Raw genomic sequence first — 24,434 nt, 5'->3', positions numbered from 1 at the left:
TCACAAAAAACGCCTCGCGGAACGTTACCAGTGAACAGTAACCTTTACTTCACTTTAACCACATACTCTCCATTCTCCACATCCAGTACCAGTGTATCGCCGGTATGGACTTCACCTGAAAGGATCTTCCTGGCAGTCAGTGTCTCTACATATTTCTGAAGATAACGCTTCAGAGGTCTTGCACCGTAGACAGGATCGTAACCATTGTCAATGACATCCCTCTTGGCTGCATCTGTCAGTTCCAAGGAAAGCTCCTGGTCGGCAAGACGGTCATTCAGCTCTTTTACCATCAGATCAACGATACTACCAATATTATCTTTTGTCAACGGCTTAAACAGAATGATCTCATCAAGACGGTTCAGGAATTCCGGACGGAAATGTCCGCGCAGATCATCCATAACCTCTTTCTGGGCTTCTTCCTTGATTTCTCCATTTTCATCAATACCATCTAGCAGATAAGGAGATCCGATATTGGAGGTCATGATCAGAATTGTATTCTTGAAGTCTACAGTACGTCCCTGGGAATCGGTAATACGACCATCATCCAGTACCTGCAGAAGTACATTGAATACATCTGGATGTGCCTTCTCAATCTCATCGAAAAGTACAACGCTGTACGGTTTCCGACGAACAGCCTCTGTAAGCTGTCCGCCTTCCTCGTATCCAACATATCCCGGAGGAGCTCCGATCAGTCTGGATACAGAGTATTTCTCCATGTACTCGCTCATGTCGATACGAACCATATTCTGCTCATCATCGAAAAGAGTCTGTGCAAGGGTTTTGGCAAGCTCTGTTTTACCAACACCGGTAGGTCCAAGGAACAGGAAAGAACCGATTGGTTTGGTCGGATCTTTGATTCCTGCTTTGGAACGAAGGATGGCATCTGTTACACGGCGTACACCCTCGTCCTGACCGATAACACGTTTGTGGAGCTCATCTTCCAGATGAAGCAGTTTGGCACGCTCTCCCTCTGTCAGCCTTGCTACCGGAATGCCAGTCCAACGGGAAATGATCCTTGCGATCTCATCGTCTGTTACTACTTCGTGGACAAGGCTTCTGTCGCTCTCTTTTGTATTGCGCTCTTCGATTTCCAGCTGCTGCTGTAATTTCGGCAGCTCGCCATACTGCAATTCGGAAGCTTTCTCCAGATCATAGTTCTGTCTTGCGATCTGGATCTGTTTGTTCATATCCTCAATCTGTTCACGAAGCTTCTGAAGCTTCTCTACAGAATGTTTCTCGTTCTCCCACTGAGCCTTCTGGGTGTTGAAAGAATCCTGCATTTCCGCAAGCTCCTTCTGAAGCTCTTCCAGACGCTCTTTACTTAAATTATCGGTCTCCTTCTTCAGAGACAGCTCTTCCATTTTCATCTGATCGATTTTACGGCGCTGCTCATCCAGCTCTGTCGGCATGGAATCCAGCTCTGTCTTGATCAGGGCACAGGCCTCATCTACCAGGTCAATTGCCTTATCCGGAAGAAAACGGTCTGTAATATAACGATGTGAAAGTGTTGCAGCTGCAACAAGTGCACTGTCTGTGATTTTAACACCATGGAATACTTCGTAACGTTCTCTCAGACCACGAAGGATAGAAATAGTATCCTCCACAGTTGGCTCATCTACCATAACCGGCTGGAAACGACGTTCCAGGGCGGCATCTTTCTCAATATACTGACGGTATTCATCCAATGTGGTAGCACCGATGCAGTGAAGCTCACCACGGGCAAGCATTGGTTTCAGCATATTGCTGGCATCCATTGCGCCATCCGTCTTACCTGCACCTACGATCAGATGAAGCTCATCAATAAACAGGATGATCTGACCTTCGCTCTTTTTTACCTCTTCAAGAACCGCTTTCAGACGTTCCTCAAATTCACCACGGTATTTGGCACCTGCTACCAGTGCACCCATATCCAGGGCAAAAATTTTCTTATCCTTCAGTGCTTCTGGAACATCTCCTGCTACAATTCGCTGTGCAAGACCTTCCACAGCGGCTGTTTTACCAACACCAGGTTCACCGATGAGAACCGGATTGTTCTTGGTCTTACGGGAAAGAATACGGATCACATTCCGGATCTCACTGTCACGTCCGATTACCGGATCCAGTTTCTGGCTTCTTGCTTTCTCTACAAGATCTTCGCCGTATTTATTCAGTGTATCGTATGTGGCTTCCGGGTTATCGCTTACTACACGCTGATTCCCACGCACTGTGGAAAGTGCCTGCAGAAAGCGTTCTTTGGTAATGCCGAATTCGCTCCAGATTTTCTTCATGCTGGGACTTGGATATTTCAGAAGTGCCAGGAAAAGATGCTCTACGGATACGTATTCATCTCCCATTGCCTTCGCTTCATCTTCTGCGTTTACCAAAGCCTTATTCAGATACTGTCCGAATCTAAGTTCTCCGCCGGATACCTTTACCTTGGCATCCAGAGCTTTCTTTACAGTATCAACAAAGTAATCTTTATTTATTTCCATTTTCTCAATAAGCTTGAGAATCAGGCTGTCTTCCTGTGTCAGGAGGGTATATAACAGATGTTCCTGTTCAATTTCCTGATTGCCGTATTCGTAAGCAACCTTCTCCAGATTCTGAACAGCCTGTACGGATTTCTGCGTAAATTTGCTGATGTTCATAGGCTCTCCTCCTTCAGCTTGGGTGAATGAAAATAATTTCACCCACCTATTTTTATATATAAAACGCAGCTGCCGCGGCTCTTTAAAAAAGTAACTCGCAGGGGCTGCGTTTTGTATAGGTAGTTTCTTATTACGGTTTTTAATATATCACCGATTGTTAGCACTGTCAAGAGGTGAGTGCTAATTTTTTTTGTGAAGAATTTGTTAAATCTACATGCCATGCAAATGGCGAAAATAAACGCCCTGCAAATTTGCTTGGACGGATTCTTCTCTATAATCTGCAACAATTTTTCTATCTGCGTCTGTTCCTTATTAAGCGGCACTTCAGCGTCATTAGTGCCATCATCGGCACCACATTTAACGCCATTAGCGCCATTTTTAGTGCCATTGGCGTTAATTATGGCGTTATTTGTATCAACCTGACCTCGATAAATATTGATACGCAAATCCACTTCGCCACCAATAAACTCCGGCTCCTGCAGTCCGGAAGCTTTTACTTTGTCTATAATTCTTGGAATGCCGCTGCCACCACTTCCTCATGACTTGCATCCTGTCATGTGCATAAGGCTTTCCTCTACAACCGGTATTTTTACACCAGCCTCCTTCATTTTTTCCAAATATTTCAGGCTGGACTTCATTTCACGATCCACTATATTGTGTATGAATAATTCAAATTTTCCACTGTCTCCGCATTTCAACAATAATCTAAAATTATCATAATGATCATAGATATAATCAAGTCAGCTGTTTAGATTTTTTATTTTTCGCAAATGTCAATTCCGGTAATCGGTCGGTCTCAATAATCATTTCCAACATTCTGGCAAATCCCTCCGGATTTTGAATTTGATACTGCATATGGTTGAATCCCTCAAAAACCGGAAAGTTACCGTATATATAAGTCTGCATCACTGCATTTCTGTATTTAAAATGTTCTTCTATACTTCCAAATTCCCAGAATGTATGTTTCTGCAATTCTTCTGACAGTTCTGAAAATGGCTTATCTTCCAAACTGTCTGTCAGCTGTCTTCTCAGATTTCCATACGTCAAGTTCTTTCCTGCCTCTATAAAATAAGGTTTAATTTTATCATCGTCACACCACATGATTCTCTTTAGTGTCTTTCCTTTTGACCAATATAAACTTTTCATTGCTATATATAAGAACGGAACCATGATTCTGCGTGTTGCCTTTCCAATCTGTGCAAACTGCCCGCCATCAAAAAAAACATGCTTTACCGGTATTTTTATCTCTGTCAGGAATGCCATGGCGAGATCTGCTCCAATCGAAGATGCAACTATAAGTTCTATTTCTTTGATTCCATGGTTCACCAAAAATCGTACAATCTGTTGTATCTCATCTCTTTTGCTTTGATACCTCTGTCCGGAGCAATACACAGTCGATGTTGGCATAATGCAATAATATTTTTCTGCCATTTTCTCTGCAACCGGCATACTGCTTTCCCCAGTTACTCCCATTGCATGAAAAAACAAAATGACTGGATTTGATTTATTTCCTGTTGTTTTAAATACCACACTTCCACCTTCTGTCTATTTTTTATCTATCTACTCTCTTCCATTTTGCAACAGCATTTCTCACCCGCTGGTCAATATCCAGACGTGCTCTGCGACATTCTTTCGGATGTTTTCTTGCTGCCTGAAATGCCAGTTTCACAAAGAGTCCGGAACCAACCGGAAGCATTGTCTTTAGCATGCTCTCTGGAAAAACAAAATGGGTTCCATGCTCATAAATTACAGACTCTAATCTGCATGTATGCGGATGTTCTTTTATACGCTGCTTCATTCGGCGGATGTATTTTGCAGTATCCCACAACACATCATCTTCCGCACCAATCAGCAATAATGTTCCATTGATCTTTTCAATTTTGATCATCTCGTCTTCTTGGATTGGATGAGCCTTTTCCGAATCGTCAAACAGTTTTCTTGAATTAATCATATCACCGGTTCGCTTTGTTTCTTTTTCAATCACATGCCAGTAATCCGGATGTTCATAGCAAAAAGACATGTACGGAAGTGGTTCTCCTTTATACGAAAAAAGAGATTCTCCCTCTATCGGCCATTCCTTACAGCCATCCTTTTTGCCCTGCATAAATCCCTGCCAGACAAAGTCACTCGGTGTCAGACCGATCGTCAATGTAATATCTTCAAAATAAGAAGCGGCAGTTAAGGCAAGTGTTCCTGTAGTAGATGCCCCGACAATACCTATCTTCTGATTACCATGTACTTTTAACCAATCGATTGCTTTCTCTATACGTTCCAGCGGATAATTGTGATGTCCATAATCCTTTTTTCCAGGTGACATTGTCATCACATTCACACCGAGTTTATGTAGCCATTTCACGGATGTACGCGCCAGATAATCCTCCGGATCATCTCCGATCATTGCAATCATTGCACAGTCTGAACCTGTTTTGCATTTCCAGTATGCACCATAAAATCCATCTGATTCCACATCAAAATGTCTTTTCATCATCTGTATCATCTCCTGCTTGTATAATATCAGCCACGTTTCTCCATAACTATTATTTTATTTGAGATGTTCCGAACGATTGGAAACTTTCCTATCACATGATAAATCGGCATAAGCTCTTTCATTCCTTCAATCAGACTGACTTCCTGTCGAACAGAAAATGCCGGTATGATTCTTTGCAGTTCCTTTCCATTCTTAACTCCCCATGTGAATTTTGCATTGCTCCCCTCTATAGATTTTTCTTTCACATGTTTTACAACAAAAGGGGACATGGTTTCAACCATTACGGTTACCTTCTGGAATGATTTCTCAATAATAGAAAACATTTTTCTAATATCCTTTTCACACAAATACATTGTAAGACCTTCGATTATTACCAGAACATTCTCACCATGATAATCGATATCATCTACATAGGATTCATCCATTGCAGACTTTGCAATCTGATATACCGGACCAGTTTCGGTAAGGAACTGACTCCTTATCTTCATCGTTTCTGACAGATCCACATTGTACCAGTGCAGATATTTTCTCTCCATCCGATAACATCTGGTATCCAGTCCACATGCAATATTTATAACAACTGTATTTGCATGCTTCTCCAGATATTGCTTAACCATCCGGTCTAATACGATTGTTCTAGCAATTACGCCATAATTCATGGCTTTATCCTTATCTGCTTTGGAAAAGTTATAGTCCAGCTTCTCCACAAGTTCTACTGCAATCTCATCCTTGATTTTGGCATTTTGCTTTTTTGTTTCTTTTGCTCTTGCATACAAAGTCTGTACCATCGTTTCCGGCACACCTGTCACATTCACTTTTTTTTCATTGTCTATCGCCTTCTTCTATTGTTTTCTTACAACGCAATGCATCCTCATACCTTTACGGATTTCAAATTTTTCTACTTTTAATCCTGCTTTCCTACAGCATTTCATGACCACATCTCTTGTTGGAACCCGGACATCTCCATGTCCACATATATTTGCCAAAGGCATTTCCAGTGTATTCATCAGCCATACCAATACTTTATTGTCACTGGTCACATCACGCAGAATCAATCTCCCATTTGGGCGAAGGCATCTTTTTACACTGTCAAAAAATGCCTGTGGATCCGGATAATGATGGAAACTCATAGAACAAATAATTGCATCAAATGAATCATTTTCAAAAGGAAAATTCTCACAGTCTCCCACAACAAATGTTGCATTTGGAATCTCTTTCTTTTTTGCCTGTTCGATCATCGCAGGAGTCAGATCCAACCCGGTATAATGCCTGTCTGGATATTTTTCTGATAATAAAGAAATCATTGGAGCCGGACCACAGCCTGCATCCAACAATTCTCTAAACGACTCTTTCTCCAGCTCCGCCAGAATATCTGGATAATCCTTCTTACACATTTCGTATATACCCGCATGGTTACTTTCATATCTTCCTGCTGCTTTTGTAAATTCAGCAATCGACAACCTTTTGTATTCTTCGTTTCTCATGCTTTTTCCTCCAATCACTGTGCTGTTTTCGCCTTACATTCACATGTCTTCAATTTTTTCACATAACCATTAGAATTTGTAAAGACAGGAAACCCCAAATATTCATTTTCCATAAATCAATATTTTCATAAAAATCTGCCCTCTTTTTCAAGTAAGTCGCCAGTGTTAGTATTATCTAACTCATATCTTCTAAAAAACCGTGTGAAAACAAAACTGTAATTCCACACGGTTTCTTTTCTTATGCATCCAGTATATCACCTTTATCTGGTTTATCAAGCAGATTTTGTCATTATGTCTCACATTCAGAACAATCCATATTTTTCCATCCATAGCGAAAAATAGAAATCGCCATAGAAACCTCACTGACTATTTCGTCTAATATTCCTGCCCTGGAACCAACAGCAATTTGTAGTAAACAGTATACACCTCCTGTTATTTAATACATTCCATAATGATCTTCTCACATCTGTCATATCCAAGCTGTGAACTGTTCAGGCACAACGTATAATTACTGGCCTTTCCCCATTTATGCTCCGTGTAAAAGTTATAATTTGTCATACGTCTTTTATCTGTGTCGGCCATCATTTTCACAGCTTTTTTCTCATCTACATTATATAATCGAATGATCCGCTGTGTTTTCTCCGGCATATTTCCATGAATAAATACATTCAGCACATCATCACGGTCTTTCAGGATATAGTCCGCATTTCTTCCAATGATCACGCAAGGGACCTTCTCGGCTAGTTCTAAAATAACTTTTCTCTGCGCCTCATATACCATATCCTCCACAGATCTTCCTGTGATGTCACGTCCGGCAAGTGCATATGCAAACATCCCTTTTTTCGGAGATAATTCTGCATTTTCCTGAATGTATTCTGGCGATAATCCGGACTTTTCTGCAATTTCATTAATAACATTTTTATCGTAATAAGCAATTCCCAGCTTCTTCGCGACTTCTTCTCCGATAAAACGTCCACCGCTTCCAAATTCTCTGCTGATTGTAATAATTCTTTTTGCCATTTCCAGTTCCTCCTTAACGCAAAGCATCAACTTTATTTTTTCTGATTCTTTTTAAAAATACATATCCTACCAGACATGCAATTACTTCTGTAATCGGAAATGCCCACCAGATCAAGGAAACGCCCACCTGACCATTTCTCACAAACAGGGAAAAGATTCCTGCCAACGGCAGGATGATAATAAGCTGTCTCAAAAGTGAAATAACCAATGATTCCACACCACCGTCCAGTGCCTGGTAAATGCCCTGATAAGCAACATTGATTCCGGCAAACAGGAAACTTACCGAGATCACTCTCATCGCGCCGATAAAATATTCTCTTGACTGTCCTGCATTAAACAGCGTTGCAAATGCTCCAGGGAAAATCTCCGTAATTGCAATTCCAATAATCATTAATGCAATAGTGTAGATCAGACCATATTTGATTCCATCCTGGATTCTCTTTTTGCTTCTCATTCCATAAGCAAATGCAATGATCGGAGTGATTGCATCTCGCAGACCAAATGCAAGGAAGAGAACAAACTGCTGAACTTTATAGAACAATCCATAAGCTGTCTGTGCTGACGGATTGAACTTCAGGATCAGATTCATCACATAAACCATAATAGACATCAGCGCCTGAGCGATAATCGCCGGAAGTCCAATTGCATAGATTTCCTTGATAATTCTGCCATCCGGCTTCATGTATTTTGCCCCATGCTCAAATTCCTTATCTAATTTGATATGAAAGATAAGCAGTAATACTGCGGATGCTACCTGTCCAATTACAGTTGCGTAGGCTGCACCTTTCACTCCCATTTCCGGGCAAGGTCCAATCCCATAGATCATGATCGGATCAAGGATAATATTTACAACTGCTCCAACCACCTGACCGATTGTAGAATAAAGAGAGCGTCCTGTGGCCTGTAACAGCTTTTCAAATAAAGAAAAGAAGATGATTCCAAAAGAAATCACACAACATATCCGCAGATAACTGACTCCCCTCTCAAGTACTTCTGCATCTACTGTCTGAGATGAAATATACGCTTTCACTCCAAAGATGCCAAATAATAAACAAACTACATAAATGATCACACCCAAAAACAGGCTGTTTCCTGCTACCTTTGCAGCTTTTTTACGGTTTCCCTGTCCCAGTGTCCTTGCAAGAAGTGCATTGGTTCCTACACCCGTTCCGATTCCCACTGCCACCATAAGCATCTGAACCGGGAATACCAAAGTCAGTGCATTTAGTGCTGCTTCACTGCCCACTCTCATATTTCCTACAAATGCGCTGTCTACAATGTTATAGACTGCCTGCAATGCCATGGATAAGATCATCGGAATTCCCATCTGGACCATCAGCTTATTCACCGGCATCTCCTTCATCTTGTTGCTTTCCGCCATTTTGTTTTAACTCCTCTCTTTTTCTGCACAAAAAAAGCGCGCACCCTGTCATATAAGCTGGACTTACGCTGACAGGCTACACACTTTTTCATGGCGATATTCATTTTTAGTAAAACAAAAACGAGCAGCTTGTAAACTGGATTTACGCTTACCTGCTACTCGTTTGATTTAATTATATTGCCTGTTTTTCTAAAAGTCAAACAAATTTTTTTGCGTTTTCTATACAATTCCTCCATTTTTCAAATACGATTGTCAACTCTTTGGTTCACTTTGATTCATATAATCAATAATTGTTTTACAGATTTGCTGCTTTGGTTTTCCAAGAGCAATTCCAAGCTCTACATATAACAGATTTTCGGCCACCTGAAAATATCTTGCATCTGTAGCAGTGCACTTTTTCCCTTGTGCAAGCCTTTTTTGTTTTCGTTGATAAATCATTTTTATAATAGCAATTAAGGCTTCAGGATCATTTGCTTTTACTGCCTCTTTATAGCTTTGCTCTCTCATTTTTTCATTATTTGTCCATGCTGTCGGAATCTCTGGAATTCGTTTGATCAGATTCCATGCTTCCTCTTTTGTCAGACACAGTCGCAGCCTCGAAGCTGAATTTGAAACAGGAACATATATTTTTTCCTTTTCATCTTCTACCGGTTTCATGAGATAATACAATTTATCATTTTTTTCATCCTGCGGATTCAAATATAAAATGTTCTCTATTTTACAGATACCTGTAACTGGTTTGCTGACAAAATCTCCAATTTCATATTTCACAAAATCCTCTCCTTGCTGCCCGGAACTCTTATTCCGTAAAAGTATAACGTACAAAAGAACCCTGTTTGTCTCCTGTTACTATTACAACATCGCCGCTCTCATTGCATGTGGATTCCAGAACCGGAAATCTTCCGTTTTCTTTTACATAAGCTTCCGGACTTACTGCTTCTGCCTCAATCAAAGTTTTTTTACTGTATTGTTCTCCTCCACACGGATTTATTTCTTCAATAAAGATTTCATATTCATGCATGTATGGTTCCTCCTGAAATTCATTTTATAAACAACAGGCAGCATATGAGATGTTTCTTTCCCGCATCACTACGCCGCCTGCCTCTATTTTTATTATAAAACCATTTTGTTCTTATTTCAAAAGCGTTTTTTACTAAAAATGTATCTTCTTTTTTTAGATATTATTACCATACGTTTACATATACTCAGACTGTTTCATACGTTCCAGATCTTTTCTGGTGTTGTGTCATTATATCTCACTTTCTTCCAGACAGAAAAAAACGCAAGCCATATTTCTATGACTTACGTCTTTTTACAAATTTTGCAGGAGACCTACTCTGATTTCCTGCGGTGTCCAAGTCGGCCTTTAAAATCCTCGTAGCCGAAATCAGTCAGACGTTCCATGGTTTTATCACCATGCCGCAGCCAGATATCAGGCAGGGGCATTCCGTTAAAGGTATTGTTTTTGCAGGTTGTATATATGGCCATATCGCCAAACATGAGAAGCTCTCCGTATTCCAAAGGCTTTTGGAAGCTGTAATCTCCTATAACATCCCCGGACAGGCAGGTTGGTCCTCCAAGACGGACGGTAACGGCATTCTCTCCTGGCTCCCCTGCTCCAAGAAGGGGCGGACGGTAAGGCATTTCCAGAACGTCCGGCATATGACATGCAGCACTTCCATCCAAAATTGCAAGCCGGGTATCACCATTTTGCAGCACATCCAGCACGGTTGTCAGAAAGAATCCGGCATTTAAAGCCCATGCCTCTCCAGGCTCCAGGTAAATATCCACCTTCCATTCTTCCTTTGCCGCCTCAATGCACTTTTCAAGCCGTGCAATATCATAACCTGGTCTTGTAATATGATGTCCTCCTCCCAGATTCAGCCATTTTACCTGAGAAATCAGATCTCTGAATTTCACCTTCACCGCTGCAAGAGTGGTTTCCAGATCAGAGGAATCCTGCTCGCAAAGGGTGTGAAAGTGAATACCATCCAATAATCCGGTCAGATCCGGATGCATTTTCACAGTAGCCTCCCACTGTGCTCTCGTGGTACCCATACGACTGCCTGGTGCACAGGGATCATAAATTGCATGTCCTTCCTGGGTAGAGCATTCCGGATTGATCCTGAGCCCTACACTTTTTCCAGCCTGCTTCGCTCTTTTTCCAAAACGGAGAAGCTGGGAGGGTGAGTTAAACACTATATGATCTGCAAAGCAAAGCAGCTCTTCAAATTCATCCTCACGGTATCCGGCACAAAATACATGTACCTCTTTTCCTGGCATCTCCTGGGCGCCAAGCCTTGCTTCGTACAGTCCACTTGCTTCTGTTCCAGCCAGATAAGGCTCCAGAAGGTGATAGCAGTCATAATTGCTGAAAGCCTTCTGCGCCAAAAGCATTTTACATCCTGTTTTTTCGGCGATCTTTCCCATTAATTCTGCATTTTTTATAAGCGCTGTTTCGTCAAGAACATAACAAGGCGTCTTGATTTTCCGGAATTCCGGCGGAATAACTCCGCCGGATGCTGCAAAGGGTGGTCTTGTATCTGTTTTTTCCATTAATCAACCAGCTCCGGATTATGATTTTCACTGCGTGGAAGTCCGTATTTGTCAAGTGCCTCCAGGAACGGATCCGGGTCAAATTCTTCTACTGTATACACTCCTGGACGAATCCATTTTCCAGTAAGCATCATTAATGCCCCACACATGGCTGGAACACCTGTCGTGTAGCTGATTGCCTGGCTTCCAACCTCCTTATAGCATTCCTGATGGTCACAAATATTATAAATATAGTAGGTTTTCTCCTGTCCATCCTTTACTCCGGTGAAAATACAGCCAATATTGGTTTTACCTTTGGTACGGGGACCAAGGCTTGCCGGATCCGGAAGAAGAGCCTTCAAAAACTGGATGGGAACAATTTCCTGTCCGTTATAGTTGATCGGGGTAGTAGAAAGCATTCCCACATCCTCCAGACAACGCATGTGATCCAGATAGCTCTGTCCAAAGGTCATAAAGAAACGAATTCTCTTTACTCCCGGAATTGTCTGGACAAGAGACTCGATTTCCTCGTGATGAAGAAGATACATATCCTTATCGCCAACCTGGTCAAAATCATATTCCCGCTTAATGGCCATCGGAGGAATTTCCACCCAATGTCCATTCTCCCAGTAGCTTCCAGGAGCGCTTACCTCACGAAGGTTGATCTCCGGGTTAAAGTTGGTTGCAAATGCATACCCATGGTCTCCTCCGTTGCAGTCCAGAATATCAATGGTATCAATCTGGTCAAACTCATGCTTTAATGCATATGCACAGTATGCCTGTGTAACGCCCGGGTCAAAGCCGCAGCCAAGAAGTGCAGTAAGTCCTGCCTCTTCAAATTTCTTCCGGTATGCCCACTGCCAGGAATAATCAAAATATGCGGAAAATCCAGCTTCCTTACAGCGTTTTTCGTAAATAGCCCGCCATTCCGGATCATCGGTATCTTCTGGCTCATAATTTGCCGTATCCATATAGTTTACGCCACATGCCAGACAGGCATCCATAATTGTCAGATCCTGGTATGGAAGTGCAATGTTCATTACCAGATCCGGTTTGTAACTATTGATCAGCTGGATCAGCTGGTTTACATCATCTGCATCTACCTTTGCTGTGGTAACAACTGTTTTTGTTTTTCCTTCCAGTTTCCGGGCAAGGGCATCACATTTTTCTTTTGTCCTGCTTGCAATACACAGTTCTGTAAATACCTCATCTGCCTGACAGCATTTCTGGATTGCTACACTGGCTACTCCGCCGCAGCCGATTACAAGTACTCTGCTCATATTTTTTATCTCCTTTTTTATAATTCACTATCGCAGCTGTTTTTATTTCGCCACTGCCAGCAGCAGTTCCCTGACCACCTTGCATGCTGTGGCTGTGGAAACACCGCTTGGATCCAGCATAGGTGCCAGCTCATTGACATCTGCTCCCACAATATTTAATTCTGATACCTTCCGGATAGCCGCAAGAAGCTCAAGGAAGCTTACACCTCCCGCCTCCGGTGTACCGGTTCCCGGAAATACGGATGGATCCAGGCAATCCAGATCAATGGTAAAATATACTGGAACCTGCTCTCTGTCCAATTCCTGTATGGTCTCTTCCAAGCCTTCAAAGGTAAAGGGATGAAAATCTGTATGTTCCTTTGCAAACTGGAATTCTTCTCTTTCCCCACTTCGGATGCAAAACTGATGGATCCGTCCATCTCCCAGAATATCATGGCATCTGCGAATGACACACGCATGGCTTAAACGAGCACCAAGATAATCATCCCTCAAATCTGCGTGGGCATCAAAATGAATAATATGAAGTCCTGGATATTTTCTGGCTGCGGCTTTTACAGCCGCCAGTGTCACCAGATGCTCACCGCCTAAAAGCAAGGGTATCTTTCCTGCTTCCAGAATTTCCCAGGCACGATTCTGTATATCCGCAAGTGCCATTTCACTGCTGCCGAAGCAAAGCTCCAGATCTCCACTGTCAAATACCTGAATATCTGTAAGGTCACGGTCCTGATAAGGGCTGTAGGTTTCCAGTCCAAAGCTTTCATGACGAATGGCAGAAGGGCCGAACCTGGCTCCAGGGCGAAAGCTTGTGGTAGAATCAAAGGGCGCTCCGTAAAGAACAATCCCTGCTTCCTCAAAGCTGCTGTCACAGCCGATAAAATTCTCAATATTAGGTAAAATCATAAATCAGTCCTCCACCTCCTGAAGCATTTCCTCCAGAAAAGCCGGAAGATAAAAGGCGCCTCTGTGAAGCCTTGTGGTATAGTAACGGGTGCGAAGATTCAGGGCGTTCCATGCCTCCGGATCCAGATCATCCACCGGATGGTACTTTTTGCTTGCAAAACCAAACAGCCAGTAGCCGGCAGCAAAGGTAGGAATATGTGCCTGATAAACACGACTGATCTGGAACGTACTGGCAATTCTTTTGTGACTGCGCTGCATGGCATGGGCGTCCTCAGAATAAAAAGGACTTCCCTGCTGATTGACCATGATTCCATCCTCTTTCAGCGCATTATAACAGTTTCCATAAAATTCTCGGGTAAACAAGCCTTCCGAAGGACCAAAAGGATCGGAAGAATCCACGATGATAAGGTCATATTTATTTTCACAGCGTCGGATAAATTTCAATGCATTTTCGTAATGAAGATGCACTCTCCTGTCATCAAGCCTGCAGGCATTTCCCGGAAGATAGGCACGGCAGGCTTCCACTACCATGGGATCCATCTCTACCAGATCAATATGACGAACACGGTCATATCTTGTCAGTTCACGTACAACTCCGCCGTCTCCTGCTCCGATCACAAGAATATCCCTGGCTTCTTTGTGAACAGCCATAGGTACATGGGTAATCATTTCGTCATAAATAAATTCGTCACGTTCCGTGAGCATTACATTGCCATCCAGTGTAAGAACCCTGCCAAATTCCGGTGTCTCAAAAATATCAATTCGCTGATAGTCGCTCTGCCTTGAGTAGAGCTGACGGTTTACCCGGATACTATGCTTTACATCCGGTGTATGAAATTCCGAAAACCACATTTCCATTTTCTTTACCTCCCTGCCAGAGTGTGTTTTAAAATTATTCCCGCAAAATGTGTGTCACAATTTGCAGACAGCCTTTTTCAAACAGTTACTGTTCACTCCGTTCACAGTAACTTCAAACATGCTCCAGCACATTTAACCGTAATATATCCGGATCTTCCGGACCTGTCATGTTGCATCCTTTTGCCTTGGCATATTCAATGTAATCCAGGATTTCCGGGGTGATCCGCTCTCCTGGAGCCAGAATTGGAATTCCCGGGGGATAACACATTACAAATTCACTGCATACCTTTCCTTCCGTTTCCCGGAGAGGAAGGCTGCATTTTTCTGCATAAAACGCTTCCTGAGGGCTTGTTACTACCTGGGGATCAATATATTCCTGATCCAGCAATCCTGATTTATCCTTCTGGAAACGCCTGCGGATTTCCGCAAGGGCACTTACCAGCCGCTCTACTTCCTGGGCACGGTCTCCAATTGACAGATAAGCCAGAATATTTCCGATATCACCAAATTCGATCTGAATATCATATTCATCTCTCAGAATGTCGTAAACCTCAATTCCTGCAAGTCCGATATCCAGGGTATGTACACTTAATTTCGTAATGTCAAAATCAAAAACCGAATCTCCATTCACCAGTTCTTTTCCAAATGCGTAATAGCCGCCAATGGCGTTAATCTCTTCCCTTGCATATTCTGCCATATCTGCTACCTGGTGGAAAATCTGACGTCCGCGCTGTGCAAGATTCCGCCGGGAAATGTCAAGACTTGACATCAGAAGATAGCTTCCAGAGGTAGTCTGGGTCAGGTTGATAATCTGACGGACATATCCGGCATGTACGTCAGGTCCAGTCAGAAGAAGGCTGGACTGGGTCAGGCTTCCACCGCTTTTATGCATGGATACAGATGCCATATCTGCACCAGCTGCCATTGCCGAAACCGGCAGACCTCCTCCAAAATAAAAATGAGTCCCATGGGCTTCATCTGCCAGACACAGCATTCCTGCTTCATGAGCCATCCGCACAATTGCACGAAGATCACTGCAAATTCCATAATAGGTGGGATTGTTTACCAGCACAGCCACTGCATTGGGATGCTCCTTAATTGCCTTTGCCACCTGTTCACGGCGCATTCCAAGAGAGATTCCAAGTCTCTGATCTACTTCCGGATTCACATAAACCGGAATTGCTCCGCACAGAACCAGCGCATTCAGCACGCTTCTGTGAACATTGCGGGGAAGAATGATCTCGTCTCCCCTCTTACAGGCTGTTAACACCATGGTCTGTACGGAGCTTGTAGTTCCGCCAACCATGAGAAAGGCGTGAGCTGCTCCAAAAGCATCTGCTGCCAGTTCTTCTGCCTCCCGGATCACAGATACAGGATGACAGAGATTATCAAGCGGCTTCATGCTGTTTACATCCACGCCTACACATTTCTGCCCCAGAAACTCAGTAAGCTCCGGATTTCCTCTTCCTCTTTTATGTCCTGGCACATCGAAGGGTACCACCCTCATGCGCCGGAAATTTTCCAGAGCCTCGTGAATTGGTGCACGATTCTGGTCCAGTTTAAAACGAGTTCTGTTCATTGCGTCTCCATTTCCAGTTCCTTTGTCTGTATAAAGAATCCTGTTTGCAGGATTATCCGCCTGCAAAGGGGCGTCTCCAGCGCCATCTGCTCTTCCGCTGCAGTGGAATCCTACCCGGCAGAGCTTTTTATATAATAGGAAATTCCAACGTGATTTTCTATTACATAAAAAAAGCAGGCTGCCTTAAAACCGCAAACCTGCTTGGATCATTCTTCCCGATTCTATCTCCATTGACTTATAATAAATATAGAAATCCTCGTATTTACATAAAATAGAAATCCGGATGATATATGTCAGAGTCTATATAGCAATCATACTTTTACTACTCTTATTGACCGTTTCACAAGTCTGCGCATCAGGCGCATAGTGGTTATCAAAGGAACCAACTTATAAAATTTGAGCTTCTAACTCAATCAATAAGGCAACCAAAGTTACCATCAGCGGCAGTGGACCCGGCTGTCCGTATGGCCTTAACCCCAAATGGAGTGATCCAAAATAATTGCTTTGAAAAGACTCTTTCTTTGTCTTTCAAAATCTTCATAAGCATAGCATATATGAAAATGCATGTCAACTGTTTCATTTTATGATACCAGCAGATTGCGGAAATGACTTTTCAAACTCGCTTCGCGATGCAATGAAGTAAAGGCAAATATTTTTCTTGTCAAAACAAAATATTTTTCTAATGTTTTCATTGAAATTTATGATCGTATATGATATTCTGTGTGTTAGTGTGTTTCTACACAGTACGAATGGCCGTCATGCTCGTACATTTTATAAAAAATGTATAGGCAGGTTTTTCGTAACTCAGGAGAGTCTCTTCAAAAAAATTTATGGAAGAGCGCCGAAGGTGTACGCAGCATTTGTAATGCTGTTAATCTCTCAGGCAAAAGGATGGAGGAAAGAGAACATGTTTACACAAATCAACAACTTTATCACCTGGTTTGACGGAGTAGTCTGGGGACTTCCGTTAATCATTCTGATCCTGGTCACAGGATTCCTTTTAACCGTTCGGTTAGGCTTTTTACAGGTAAGACATCTTGGAAAAGCACTGAAATTCATGGTAAAAAATGAAGAAGGCGGCGAAGGTGAAGTCACAAGCTTTGGTGCGCTCTGCACAGCTTTGTCCGCAACTATCGGAACCGGTAACATCGTAGGTGTTGCCACTGCTATTGCTGCAGGCGGACCCGGAGCCCTGTTCTGGATGATCGTTGCTGCATTCTTCGGAATGGCAACCAAATACGCAGAAGGCCTTCTGGCCATCAAATACCGTACCATCGACAAGGACGGACACGTTCTTGGCGGACCATTTTATTATATTGAGAATGGTATGGGAAAACAGTGGAGATGGCTTGCAAAGATTTTTGCATTCTTCGGAGCCGGGGTCGGTCTTTTCGGAATTGGTACCTTTACTCAGGTAAACGGTATTGCTTCTGCAGTAAAGAACTTCTTTGACCCGGATACCGTACACACCGTTTCCCTTTTTGGAAATACATACTCCTGGGCAACTGTAATCGCCTGCCTGATTCTTACCTTATGTGTAGGACTTGTAGTTCTTGGCGGTATTCAGCGTATTGCAAAGGTTTCCCAGATTATCGTTCCATTTATGGCGGTTCTTTATGTTGCACTTGCACTGATCATTGTGATCACAAATATTACTGCAGTTCCTGGTGCCATCGCTACAATTGTAAAAACAGCCTTCAACGGAAGTGCCCTTGCAGGCGGTGCCATGGGAACCATGGTTGTGGCAATGCAGAAAGGTATTGCCCGCGGTATTTTCTCAAACGAGTCTGGTCTTGGTAGCGCTCCTATTGCTGCAGCTGCCGCTCAGACAAAGGAACCGGTTCGCCAGGGACTTGTTTCCATGACCGGTACTTTTATTGATACCATTGTAATCTGTACCATGACAGGTCTTTCCATTGTCATTACCGAAACCTGGAATACAGGACTTGAAGGTGTTGCGATTACTACTGCAGCTTTCCAGAAAGGTCTTCCATTCCCTGCACAGTTTGCCTCCTTTGCTCTTATGCTGTGCCTGGTATTCTTTGCATTCACAACCATCCTTGGATGGGATTATTACGGTGAGCGCTGCCTGGAATACCTTTTCAACCGCAACATGACTGCCGTAAAGACTTACCGCTGGTTATATATCATCTGCGTCTTCTTCGGACCGTACATGACTGTTGCTGCTGTCTGGAACATTGCAGATATCTTCAATGCCCTGATGGCCTTCCCGAACCTGATCGCGCTGCTTGCTTTAAGCGGTGTAGTCGTAAAGGAAACAAAGGATTTCTTTAAAAAACATAAAAATTACGAATAAGATAAAATAAAAGAAAGAATTCCTCTCCTGAAAAACATAGAACCTTGTCTGATACGATGCTTTTAGCCAGTCAGACAAGGTTCTTTTATATGTAACTTTCCTGCCAAAAAGAGGCAAAACATGTTTGCCCCTGTCTTTGTTCCAATCTTATTATAAGGAATCCGGATTAAACAGATCGCTGATGCTGTCTCCGTTTCTATGGATTCCGTCTACAGAAAACTCTGCCCACTCTCCGATATTGGTGGCGTGGTCTCCGATTCGCTCATAGTATTTGGAAATCATCAGAAGATCAAGAACCTCGTCACTGGAAAAGCCCATGGTGTTCTGATCCAACGCATTTCTTACTTTATTGAAAAGGTTATCCAGAACATCATCACTGCTGATCACCTTTTTGGCCAGATCACTTTTTCCCTCTACATAAGCGGTAACGCTGTCATTTACCATATGCATGGCATAATCTGCCATTTCCTGAAGTGGGATAGCTGTTACCGGCACATGAACGCTGCCTGTGTTCAGAATCTCCGCAATATCAGTAGCCTGGTCGCCGATTCGCTCCATATCTGTTACCATCTTAAGTGCTGCGGAAATTTTGCGAAGATCAGTACCAACCGGCTGCTGTTTCAGAAGAAGCTGCATGCACAGAGCCTCAATATTATGTTCTTTGTCGTCAATCTCCTTCTCAATTCTTCCAATCTCCTTTGTGGCAGCCTCACGGATCTCCACGCTTGCCAGAAGCTGACAGGTCTTCATGATGGCCTGACCGCACAGATTTCCCATTTCCAGGATCTCATCTGAAAGCCTGGAGAGCTTTGCGGTATACACATCTCTCATATCAACCAAACCTCCCTGTAATATACTCTTCTGTTTTCTTGTTCTGTGGTCTGGAAAACAGTTCTGTAGTATCGTTATATTCAATAATCTCACCCAGCAGGAAAAATGCAGTCTTGTCAGAAATACGGGCTGCCTGCTGCATGTTGTGAGTTACGATCACGATGGTGTATCGGTCTTTTAATTCCAGCGCCAGATCCTCAATGTGGGATGTGGAAATTGGATCAAGTGCAGAGGTAGGCTCATCCATAAGAAGTACCTCCGGCTCTACTGCAAGAGCTCTTGCAATGCAAAGTCTCTGCTGCTGTCCGCCAGACATACCCAGGGCGCTCTTTTTTAACCGGTCCTTTACCTCATCCCAGATAGAAGCATTTCGAAGAGCACGTTCTACGATATCGTCCAGTTTTTCCTTGGAATGAATTCCATGAGTACGAGGTCCATATGCAATGTTATCATAAATGCTCATTGGAAAAGGATTTGGTTTCTGGAAAACCATTCCAACACGTTTTCTAAGAAGGTTTACATCAATGTCACCATAAATATCCTCACCGTCCAGACAAATATCGCCTGTGATCTTACAGCCTTCCACAAGATCGTTCATACGGTTTAAGGATTTCAGTAATGTGGATTTTCCGCAGCCGCTTGGACCAATGAATGCGGTAATCTTCTTTTCCGGAATCTCCAGATTAATATTTTTCAAGGCATGGAAGCTGCTGTAATACAGATCCATATTTTTTACATCTATTTTACCCATAATTCTCCTTGCTGCAGAAATTTTTAGTTCTATTACATTTTCTAAACAAATCTGCTGAGTGTGAATTTTTATCAAACTGACGTATCGCCTGCTGGCAATATTATCATATATGAAAGTTAGTTATTTCTCGCCTATTGCGCTGCCACAACTGCATACATTAGCAACACCTATGGCACTTACTGACCGTTAGTGGCTTTACTTAAGTGCTTTGCACATAAACCGGACACTCCGTTCAGTACAAGTACGAAGATCAGCAGAATAACTGCTGTGGCATAAGCCTGATCCATGTAAAGTCCCTCACTGGAAAGCACATACATATGTACTGCCAGGGTACGTCCGGATCCCATCAGACTGGATGGAACCTTCGCCACAGAACCGGCAGTATAAATCAGGGCTGCAGTCTCACCAACAATACGTCCTGTTGCAAGTACCACACCAGAAAGGATTCCAGGAATTGCACTTGGAAGCACCACTTTAAACACAGTGCGGAGCTTTCCTGCCCCAAGGCCAAAGGAAGCTTCTCTGTACGCATCCGGGACACCCATAAGTGCCTCCTCTGTAGTACGGATGATCAGCGGAAGGATCATAATCACCAGTGTCATAGCACCGGCCAGAAGGGAATATCCCCAATGGAGAGCGGTACTGAAAAACAGAAGACCGAACAGACCGAAGATAATGGATGGGATTCCCTGAAGGGTTTCTGTTGTAATACGGATGATCTTGACCAGCTTGCTGCCCTTTTTCGCATACTCAACCAGGTAAATCGCAGCAAAAATTCCAAATGGCACAGCGATTACCAGGGATAACAGGGTGATGATCAAGGTGTTGATCAGAGCCGGCATTAAAGAAGCATTGTCAGAATTATATTCCAGTGCAAACAAGTCTGGTGTCAGATTTCCAACACCTTTTATCAGAATAAAACCAACAAGAAACGCCATAACTGCCACTGTAATAATTGCAGATAACCATACCAGGAGCCTCAGGATGGCAGAACCAGGATGATTTTTCCAATAAGATAATTTATTTTTACTCATCTTCTGCTCTCCTTTTCAGGGCTGATACACACAGGTTGATAATCAGGATGAATACGAAAAGTACAACACCTGTAGCAATCAGCGCTTCCCTGTGAAGATCGGTTGCATAGCCCATTTCAATTACAATATTTGCGGTCATGGTTCGAAGTCCTTTGAAAAGCCCCTGTGGCATCCAGGTCTGGTTTCCAGCTACCATGATCACTGCCATCGTCTCACCAATGGCACGTCCGATTCCAAGAACCACGCCAGCTAATACACCTGATTTTGCAGCCGGGAAAACAGTGCCAAATACACTTTTTTCGTGGGTTGCTCCAAGTGCCAATGCCCCTTCATAATAACTTGTGGGAACACTTTTTAAGGCTGGTTCTGCAACGCCGGTTACCGTTGGAAGGATCATAATTCCAAGAAGCACGGAAGCTGTCAGCATGGTACTTCCATCATGACCGGTAAGCTGTCGAAGCAGCGGGACAAACACTGTCAAACCGAAAAATCCATATACAACAGATGGTATTCCTGCAAGGAGGTTTACCATTGCCTTTAATGGTGCATACAGCTTTTTCGGACAATAAAATGCAAGGAAGATTGCAAGCAGAAGAGCTGTTGGAACTCCCACCACAATGGCCCCGGCTGTTACATAGATACTTCCAAGAATGAATGGAAAAATTCCATACAGTCCATTGGATGGTTTCCATTTCATTCCAAACAGGAAATCTGGCAGGCCAATCTTCGCCATTGCCGGGATTCCGTTTGCAAACAGGAAAATGCAGATTAATGCAACGGCTAATACGGAGGTACAGGCCGCTGCAAGGAAAACAAATTTCATTACAGTTTCATTGATCGATTTCATATAAAGTAAGTTCCTTTTTTATTCGGAAAATTTAGATCCTGCAAAGCTTTTAACCGGCTTTGCAGGATTCCTTATTTCTATTTCATGTTTCGTAACTGTAAAGGTACTTTATTTCTTTACTATTCACTGGTAGCATTCCACAAGGTCTTTTTTGCGAACAGTAACTTTATTTCTTATTATTTTGTAAGGTCTTCCCAGATTGTGATGTTTCCTGTGTAAACATCTTTTACCTGCTCACTGGTAAGTTCTTCAACACCGCTGTCGTTGTTTACTATTACAGCGATACCATCTTTTGCGATAACAGTTGCGGTAAGACCAGCCTCAGTCTCGCTGTCTTTCAGGTCACGGGATGCCATACCGATATCGCAAAGTCCGTCGATTGCAGATGTCATACCGGTTGTGGAATCGCTCTGCTGAACCTCAATTTCAACTTTGTCATTTACTGTTTTATAGCCTTCAGCAAGTTTTTCCATAACAGGTGTTACAGAAGAGGAACCAGCTACTACAACTTTTCCTTCTACAGCAGCTGCTTCGTATGCAGGTTTGTCGCCTACTGAGATGTATCCGTTGTCTTCAATGATCTTCTGTCCATCTGCACTCATGATGTATGTAATGAAATCCTGTGCCGCTTCGCTTACATCATCCTTTGTTGCAATGTTGAATGGACGAACTACTTTGTAATCTCCGGATTCAATGTTTTCTGCTGTTGCCTCTGCTCCGTCGATTTTTAATGCTGTTACACTGTCATCCAGAGAACCAAGAGATACATATCCGATTGCATTTACGTCCTGTGCTACTGTGCTTAACATAACGGATGTGCTGTTTGTGATCTTTGCTGCTTCTGTTGTATTGTCTACTTTATTTCCATCTGCGTCTTTTTCTTCAATTCCAAACAGTTCAATGAATGCACCTCTTGTACCGGATCCGTCTTCTCTGGAGCAGATTGTAATATCTCCGGAAGCTGCTGCCATTGCTGTTGTTCCCATTGTTGCTACTCCTAATAATGCCGCCATTGCTACTGCTAAACCTTTTTTCATGATTTAAATTCTCCTTTTCTTCGCGGTCTCTATGTTTTTCTCTCTCTCGCGATTACAGTATGTATCTTACTGTCCGGATGTAAAATACACTAGCTTTGGAATGTAAAATCGTTGTAAAATATAGCAGAGGTATTTTATATGTTTTTTAACAATATTTTCTTTCCTTTCACCAAATATTTCGAAGGGATTATCCGTTGCTTCCACAGCGTTTTTCTTATATAATAGGGCTATATAAAATTCTGTATACAGAATAATCTGTATGTTAAAAATGAAAGGATCTGCCATGAACGAAGGAGAAAAAAAAGCGCCCTGGCTGGATACGCCAGATCCGCAACGTTTTATCAAAAATGCAGCAAAGTTTAATGATCTGATGATGATGTATAGATGTGCCATCCGGGAGGTACAGACCAAGCTGGAGGTTCTGGATGATGAATTTTCCGTGGAGTATAAGAGAAATCCTATTTCTTTTATTAAGACAAGGATAAAGAAACCGGAGAGCATTTACCGGAAGCTACAGAAGCTGGGATATGATTTTACAGCGGAGAATATTCAGGAACAATTAAATGACGTGGCTGGTGTCCGGGTGGTCTGTGCTTTTATTGACGATATTTATACGGTAGCTGATCTGATTGCCGGACAGGATGATATTAAAGTTATTAAGATCAAGGATTATATCAAGAATCCCAAGCCAAATGGTTATCGTAGTTATCATATGATAGTGGAGATTCCTGTATTCTTCTCCAAGGGGAAAACACCTATGAGAGTAGAACTTCAGATCCGCACCAACGGCATGGACTTCTGGGCTACATTGGAGCATCAGCTCCGCTACAAGAAGGGAATCGAGGACCTGCCAGGATATGCAGAGATCAGTGAAGAACTGCTCCGCTCGGCCCAGGCAGTAATCGAAACGGATAACGAAATGCAAAAAATTAAGAATAAAATCGGAATGTTTCATGATATCTAATAAAAAACAGCGGCTCTACCTGTGAAATGCTCACTTTCACAGGTAAAACCGCTGTTCTCTTTTTTTATTTAAGCCACACGAATACACAGAATAAAATAAACAAAAATGCCGCACCGCCAAAGATCAGTCCCACAGTCAGTGACGCCTTTAGCGAAAGCCAGATGATTCCTCTTCTTTCTTCCTTCGTCATCGGCGGATTCTGAAAAGCGCTCAGATTATCCGTCACTTCATTTTCCATTCCCGGTTCCGGCACTTTTACATCAAATTCTTTTCTGCGTCTGGATGGATCTCCAGGAAATATCTGCCATGGTCTTCTGGAATTCCAGGGCATACCATCCACATCCATATTGGCTACTGTGTAATCGGGCAATTCTTCTTTTTTTCTTTTTCCCATGTAGAACCTCCTGTTTTGCTATTTAATGTGTTGGTCGTTATTCCGGACGCGATTTCACAATGTATATTCACCGCCGCGCGTCGCAACGTTCCGGCAAGCTAATGACT

23 protein-coding genes and 1 riboswitch are annotated in these 24,434 nt (G+C 42.8%); of the genes, 2 read left to right on the top strand and 21 right to left on the bottom strand.

Annotation, left to right across the window (positions count from 1 at the left end):
* Window positions 1-44 precede the first annotated feature (44 nt).
* The 15 genes from clpB to AB5618_RS16525 form a co-directional block, all read right to left on the bottom strand.
* Window positions 45-2,627, bottom strand: a complete 2,583-nt coding sequence (gene clpB, locus AB5618_RS16595; RefSeq protein ID WP_148461230.1) for an ATP-dependent chaperone ClpB — start codon at window positions 2,625-2,627, stop codon at window positions 45-47.
* Window positions 2,628-2,665: 38 nt separating this feature from the next.
* On the bottom strand, window positions 2,666-3,079 hold the full coding sequence (locus AB5618_RS16590; protein ID WP_368366917.1) for a hypothetical protein: 414 nt from the start codon (window positions 3,077-3,079) through the stop codon (window positions 2,666-2,668).
* Window positions 3,080-3,362: 283 nt separating this feature from the next.
* Window positions 3,363-4,157: a hypothetical protein gene (locus AB5618_RS16585; RefSeq protein ID WP_148461229.1), complete on the bottom strand. Its 795-nt coding sequence runs from the start codon at window positions 4,155-4,157 to the stop codon at window positions 3,363-3,365.
* 22 nt (window positions 4,158-4,179) lie between these two features.
* Window positions 4,180-5,115, bottom strand: a complete 936-nt coding sequence (locus AB5618_RS16580; protein ID WP_148461228.1) for an acyl-CoA thioester hydrolase/BAAT C-terminal domain-containing protein — start codon at window positions 5,113-5,115, stop codon at window positions 4,180-4,182.
* Window positions 5,116-5,141: 26 nt separating this feature from the next.
* Window positions 5,142-5,930, bottom strand: a complete 789-nt coding sequence (locus AB5618_RS16575) for a class I SAM-dependent methyltransferase (RefSeq protein ID WP_334285934.1) — start codon at window positions 5,928-5,930, stop codon at window positions 5,142-5,144.
* A gap of 27 nt (window positions 5,931-5,957) precedes the next feature.
* Window positions 5,958-6,599: a class I SAM-dependent methyltransferase gene (locus AB5618_RS16570; protein WP_148461226.1), complete on the bottom strand. Its 642-nt coding sequence runs from the start codon at window positions 6,597-6,599 to the stop codon at window positions 5,958-5,960.
* 432 nt (window positions 6,600-7,031) lie between these two features.
* On the bottom strand, window positions 7,032-7,619 hold the full coding sequence (locus AB5618_RS16565; RefSeq protein WP_148461225.1) for an AAA family ATPase: 588 nt from the start codon (window positions 7,617-7,619) through the stop codon (window positions 7,032-7,034).
* Between the two features lie 13 nt (window positions 7,620-7,632).
* Window positions 7,633-9,000 carry an MATE family efflux transporter gene (locus tag AB5618_RS16560; protein WP_148461224.1) on the bottom strand — a complete coding sequence of 456 codons (1,368 nt, stop codon included), beginning with the start codon at window positions 8,998-9,000 and terminating at the stop codon, window positions 7,633-7,635.
* 252 nt (window positions 9,001-9,252) lie between these two features.
* Window positions 9,253-9,771 (bottom strand): CarD family transcriptional regulator, encoded by a 519-nt coding sequence (locus tag AB5618_RS16555; protein ID WP_178090559.1) that lies wholly within the window; start codon window positions 9,769-9,771, stop codon window positions 9,253-9,255.
* A 28-nt stretch (window positions 9,772-9,799) separates the two neighbouring features.
* Window positions 9,800-10,021, bottom strand: coding sequence for a hypothetical protein (locus AB5618_RS16550; RefSeq protein WP_118582969.1), 222 nt, complete (start codon window positions 10,019-10,021; stop codon window positions 9,800-9,802).
* 311 nt (window positions 10,022-10,332) lie between these two features.
* On the bottom strand, window positions 10,333-11,556 hold the full coding sequence (locus AB5618_RS16545) for a carboxynorspermidine decarboxylase (protein WP_148461222.1): 1,224 nt from the start codon (window positions 11,554-11,556) through the stop codon (window positions 10,333-10,335).
* Window positions 11,556-12,815, bottom strand: a complete 1,260-nt coding sequence (locus tag AB5618_RS16540; protein ID WP_148461221.1) for a saccharopine dehydrogenase family protein — start codon at window positions 12,813-12,815, stop codon at window positions 11,556-11,558. Before AB5618_RS16540 ends, AB5618_RS16545 begins: the two co-directional genes overlap by 1 nt.
* A gap of 42 nt (window positions 12,816-12,857) precedes the next feature.
* Complete coding sequence (speB, locus tag AB5618_RS16535; RefSeq protein WP_148461220.1) at window positions 12,858-13,715, bottom strand: agmatinase; 858 nt, start codon at window positions 13,713-13,715, stop codon at window positions 12,858-12,860.
* 3 nt (window positions 13,716-13,718) lie between these two features.
* Complete coding sequence (gene speE / locus AB5618_RS16530; RefSeq protein WP_148461219.1) at window positions 13,719-14,573, bottom strand: polyamine aminopropyltransferase; 855 nt, start codon at window positions 14,571-14,573, stop codon at window positions 13,719-13,721.
* Window positions 14,574-14,685: 112 nt separating this feature from the next.
* Window positions 14,686-16,152, bottom strand: a complete 1,467-nt coding sequence (locus AB5618_RS16525) for an aminotransferase class I/II-fold pyridoxal phosphate-dependent enzyme (protein WP_148461333.1) — start codon at window positions 16,150-16,152, stop codon at window positions 14,686-14,688.
* Window positions 16,153-16,947: 795 nt separating this feature from the next.
* Window positions 16,948-17,057, top strand: a riboswitch (glycine riboswitch).
* Between the two features lie 2 nt (window positions 17,058-17,059).
* On the opposite strand from AB5618_RS16525, the gene AB5618_RS16520 reads away from it, so the two are divergent.
* Window positions 17,060-18,469 carry a sodium:alanine symporter family protein gene (locus AB5618_RS16520; protein ID WP_148461218.1) on the top strand — a complete coding sequence of 470 codons (1,410 nt, stop codon included), beginning with the start codon at window positions 17,060-17,062 and terminating at the stop codon, window positions 18,467-18,469.
* A 150-nt stretch (window positions 18,470-18,619) separates the two neighbouring features.
* Here the strand turns inward: AB5618_RS16520 and phoU are convergent, their stop codons facing one another.
* From phoU to AB5618_RS16495, 5 genes are all read right to left on the bottom strand, one after another.
* Window positions 18,620-19,300, bottom strand: a complete 681-nt coding sequence (gene phoU, locus AB5618_RS16515; protein WP_148461217.1) for a phosphate signaling complex protein PhoU — start codon at window positions 19,298-19,300, stop codon at window positions 18,620-18,622.
* Window position 19,301: 1 nt separating this feature from the next.
* Complete coding sequence (pstB, locus tag AB5618_RS16510) at window positions 19,302-20,051, bottom strand: phosphate ABC transporter ATP-binding protein PstB (RefSeq protein ID WP_148461216.1); 750 nt, start codon at window positions 20,049-20,051, stop codon at window positions 19,302-19,304.
* A 176-nt stretch (window positions 20,052-20,227) separates the two neighbouring features.
* The gene (pstA, locus tag AB5618_RS16505) at window positions 20,228-21,085 is read right to left on the bottom strand and encodes a phosphate ABC transporter permease PstA (protein WP_368356785.1); all 858 of its coding nucleotides are present in this window, start codon (window positions 21,083-21,085) and stop codon (window positions 20,228-20,230) included.
* A complete protein-coding gene (pstC, locus tag AB5618_RS16500; RefSeq protein ID WP_148461214.1) occupies window positions 21,078-21,932 on the bottom strand; it encodes a phosphate ABC transporter permease subunit PstC in 855 nt (284 codons plus the stop codon). Before pstC ends, pstA begins: the two co-directional genes overlap by 8 nt.
* A 176-nt stretch (window positions 21,933-22,108) precedes the next feature.
* The gene (locus AB5618_RS16495; protein ID WP_368365694.1) at window positions 22,109-22,969 is read right to left on the bottom strand and encodes a substrate-binding domain-containing protein; all 861 of its coding nucleotides are present in this window, start codon (window positions 22,967-22,969) and stop codon (window positions 22,109-22,111) included.
* Window positions 22,970-23,237: 268 nt separating this feature from the next.
* Between AB5618_RS16495 and AB5618_RS16490 the strand changes: the two genes are divergently transcribed.
* Window positions 23,238-23,933 carry a GTP pyrophosphokinase family protein gene (locus AB5618_RS16490; RefSeq protein ID WP_368366918.1) on the top strand — a complete coding sequence of 232 codons (696 nt, stop codon included), beginning with the start codon at window positions 23,238-23,240 and terminating at the stop codon, window positions 23,931-23,933.
* Between the two features lie 64 nt (window positions 23,934-23,997).
* Here AB5618_RS16490 and AB5618_RS16485 read toward each other — a convergent pair whose 3' ends face one another.
* Window positions 23,998-24,327 (bottom strand): hypothetical protein, encoded by a 330-nt coding sequence (locus AB5618_RS16485; protein WP_195379234.1) that lies wholly within the window; start codon window positions 24,325-24,327, stop codon window positions 23,998-24,000.
* Window positions 24,328-24,434 lie beyond the last annotated feature (107 nt).

It is taken from the genome of Ruminococcus sp. J1101004sp1_RTP21198st1_B9_RTP21198_201120 (assembly GCF_040924245.1).
Classification (GTDB): Bacteria; Bacillota; Clostridia; order Lachnospirales; family Lachnospiraceae; genus Blautia_A; species Blautia_A faecis.
The sequence above is the reverse complement of the archived record's forward strand: the minus strand, read 5'-3'. Positions and strand labels throughout refer to the sequence as shown.

Coding starts and splice junctions, on each gene's coding strand:
- AB5618_RS16525 (WP_148461333.1), bottom strand. CDS start 16,152: ATGAACAGAACTCGTTTTAAACTGGACCAGAATCGTGCACCAATTCAC.
- AB5618_RS16490 (WP_368366918.1), top strand. CDS start 23,238: ATGAAAGGATCTGCCATGAACGAAGGAGAAAAAAAAGCGCCCTGGCTG.
- pstB (WP_148461216.1), bottom strand. CDS start 20,051: ATGGGTAAAATAGATGTAAAAAATATGGATCTGTATTACAGCAGCTTC.
- speE (WP_148461219.1), bottom strand. CDS start 14,573: ATGGAAATGTGGTTTTCGGAATTTCATACACCGGATGTAAAGCATAGT.
- AB5618_RS16520 (WP_148461218.1), top strand. CDS start 17,060: ATGTTTACACAAATCAACAACTTTATCACCTGGTTTGACGGAGTAGTC.
- AB5618_RS16570 (WP_148461226.1), bottom strand. CDS start 6,599: ATGAGAAACGAAGAATACAAAAGGTTGTCGATTGCTGAATTTACAAAA.
- AB5618_RS16560 (WP_148461224.1), bottom strand. CDS start 9,000: ATGGCGGAAAGCAACAAGATGAAGGAGATGCCGGTGAATAAGCTGATG.
- AB5618_RS16565 (WP_148461225.1), bottom strand. CDS start 7,619: ATGGCAAAAAGAATTATTACAATCAGCAGAGAATTTGGAAGCGGTGGA.
- AB5618_RS16545 (WP_148461222.1), bottom strand. CDS start 11,556: ATGGAAAAAACAGATACAAGACCACCCTTTGCAGCATCCGGCGGAGTT.
- AB5618_RS16485 (WP_195379234.1), bottom strand. CDS start 24,327: ATGGGAAAAAGAAAAAAAGAAGAATTGCCCGATTACACAGTAGCCAAT.
- speB (WP_148461220.1), bottom strand. CDS start 13,715: ATGATTTTACCTAATATTGAGAATTTTATCGGCTGTGACAGCAGCTTT.
- AB5618_RS16540 (WP_148461221.1), bottom strand. CDS start 12,815: ATGAGCAGAGTACTTGTAATCGGCTGCGGCGGAGTAGCCAGTGTAGCA.
- pstC (WP_148461214.1), bottom strand. CDS start 21,932: ATGAAATCGATCAATGAAACTGTAATGAAATTTGTTTTCCTTGCAGCG.
- phoU (WP_148461217.1), bottom strand. CDS start 19,300: ATGAGAGATGTGTATACCGCAAAGCTCTCCAGGCTTTCAGATGAGATC.
- AB5618_RS16580 (WP_148461228.1), bottom strand. CDS start 5,115: ATGATGAAAAGACATTTTGATGTGGAATCAGATGGATTTTATGGTGCA.
- pstA (WP_368356785.1), bottom strand. CDS start 21,085: ATGAGTAAAAATAAATTATCTTATTGGAAAAATCATCCTGGTTCTGCC.
- clpB (WP_148461230.1), bottom strand. CDS start 2,627: ATGAACATCAGCAAATTTACGCAGAAATCCGTACAGGCTGTTCAGAAT.
- AB5618_RS16495 (WP_368365694.1), bottom strand. CDS start 22,969: ATGAAAAAAGGTTTAGCAGTAGCAATGGCGGCATTATTAGGAGTAGCA.
- AB5618_RS16550 (WP_118582969.1), bottom strand. CDS start 10,021: ATGCATGAATATGAAATCTTTATTGAAGAAATAAATCCGTGTGGAGGA.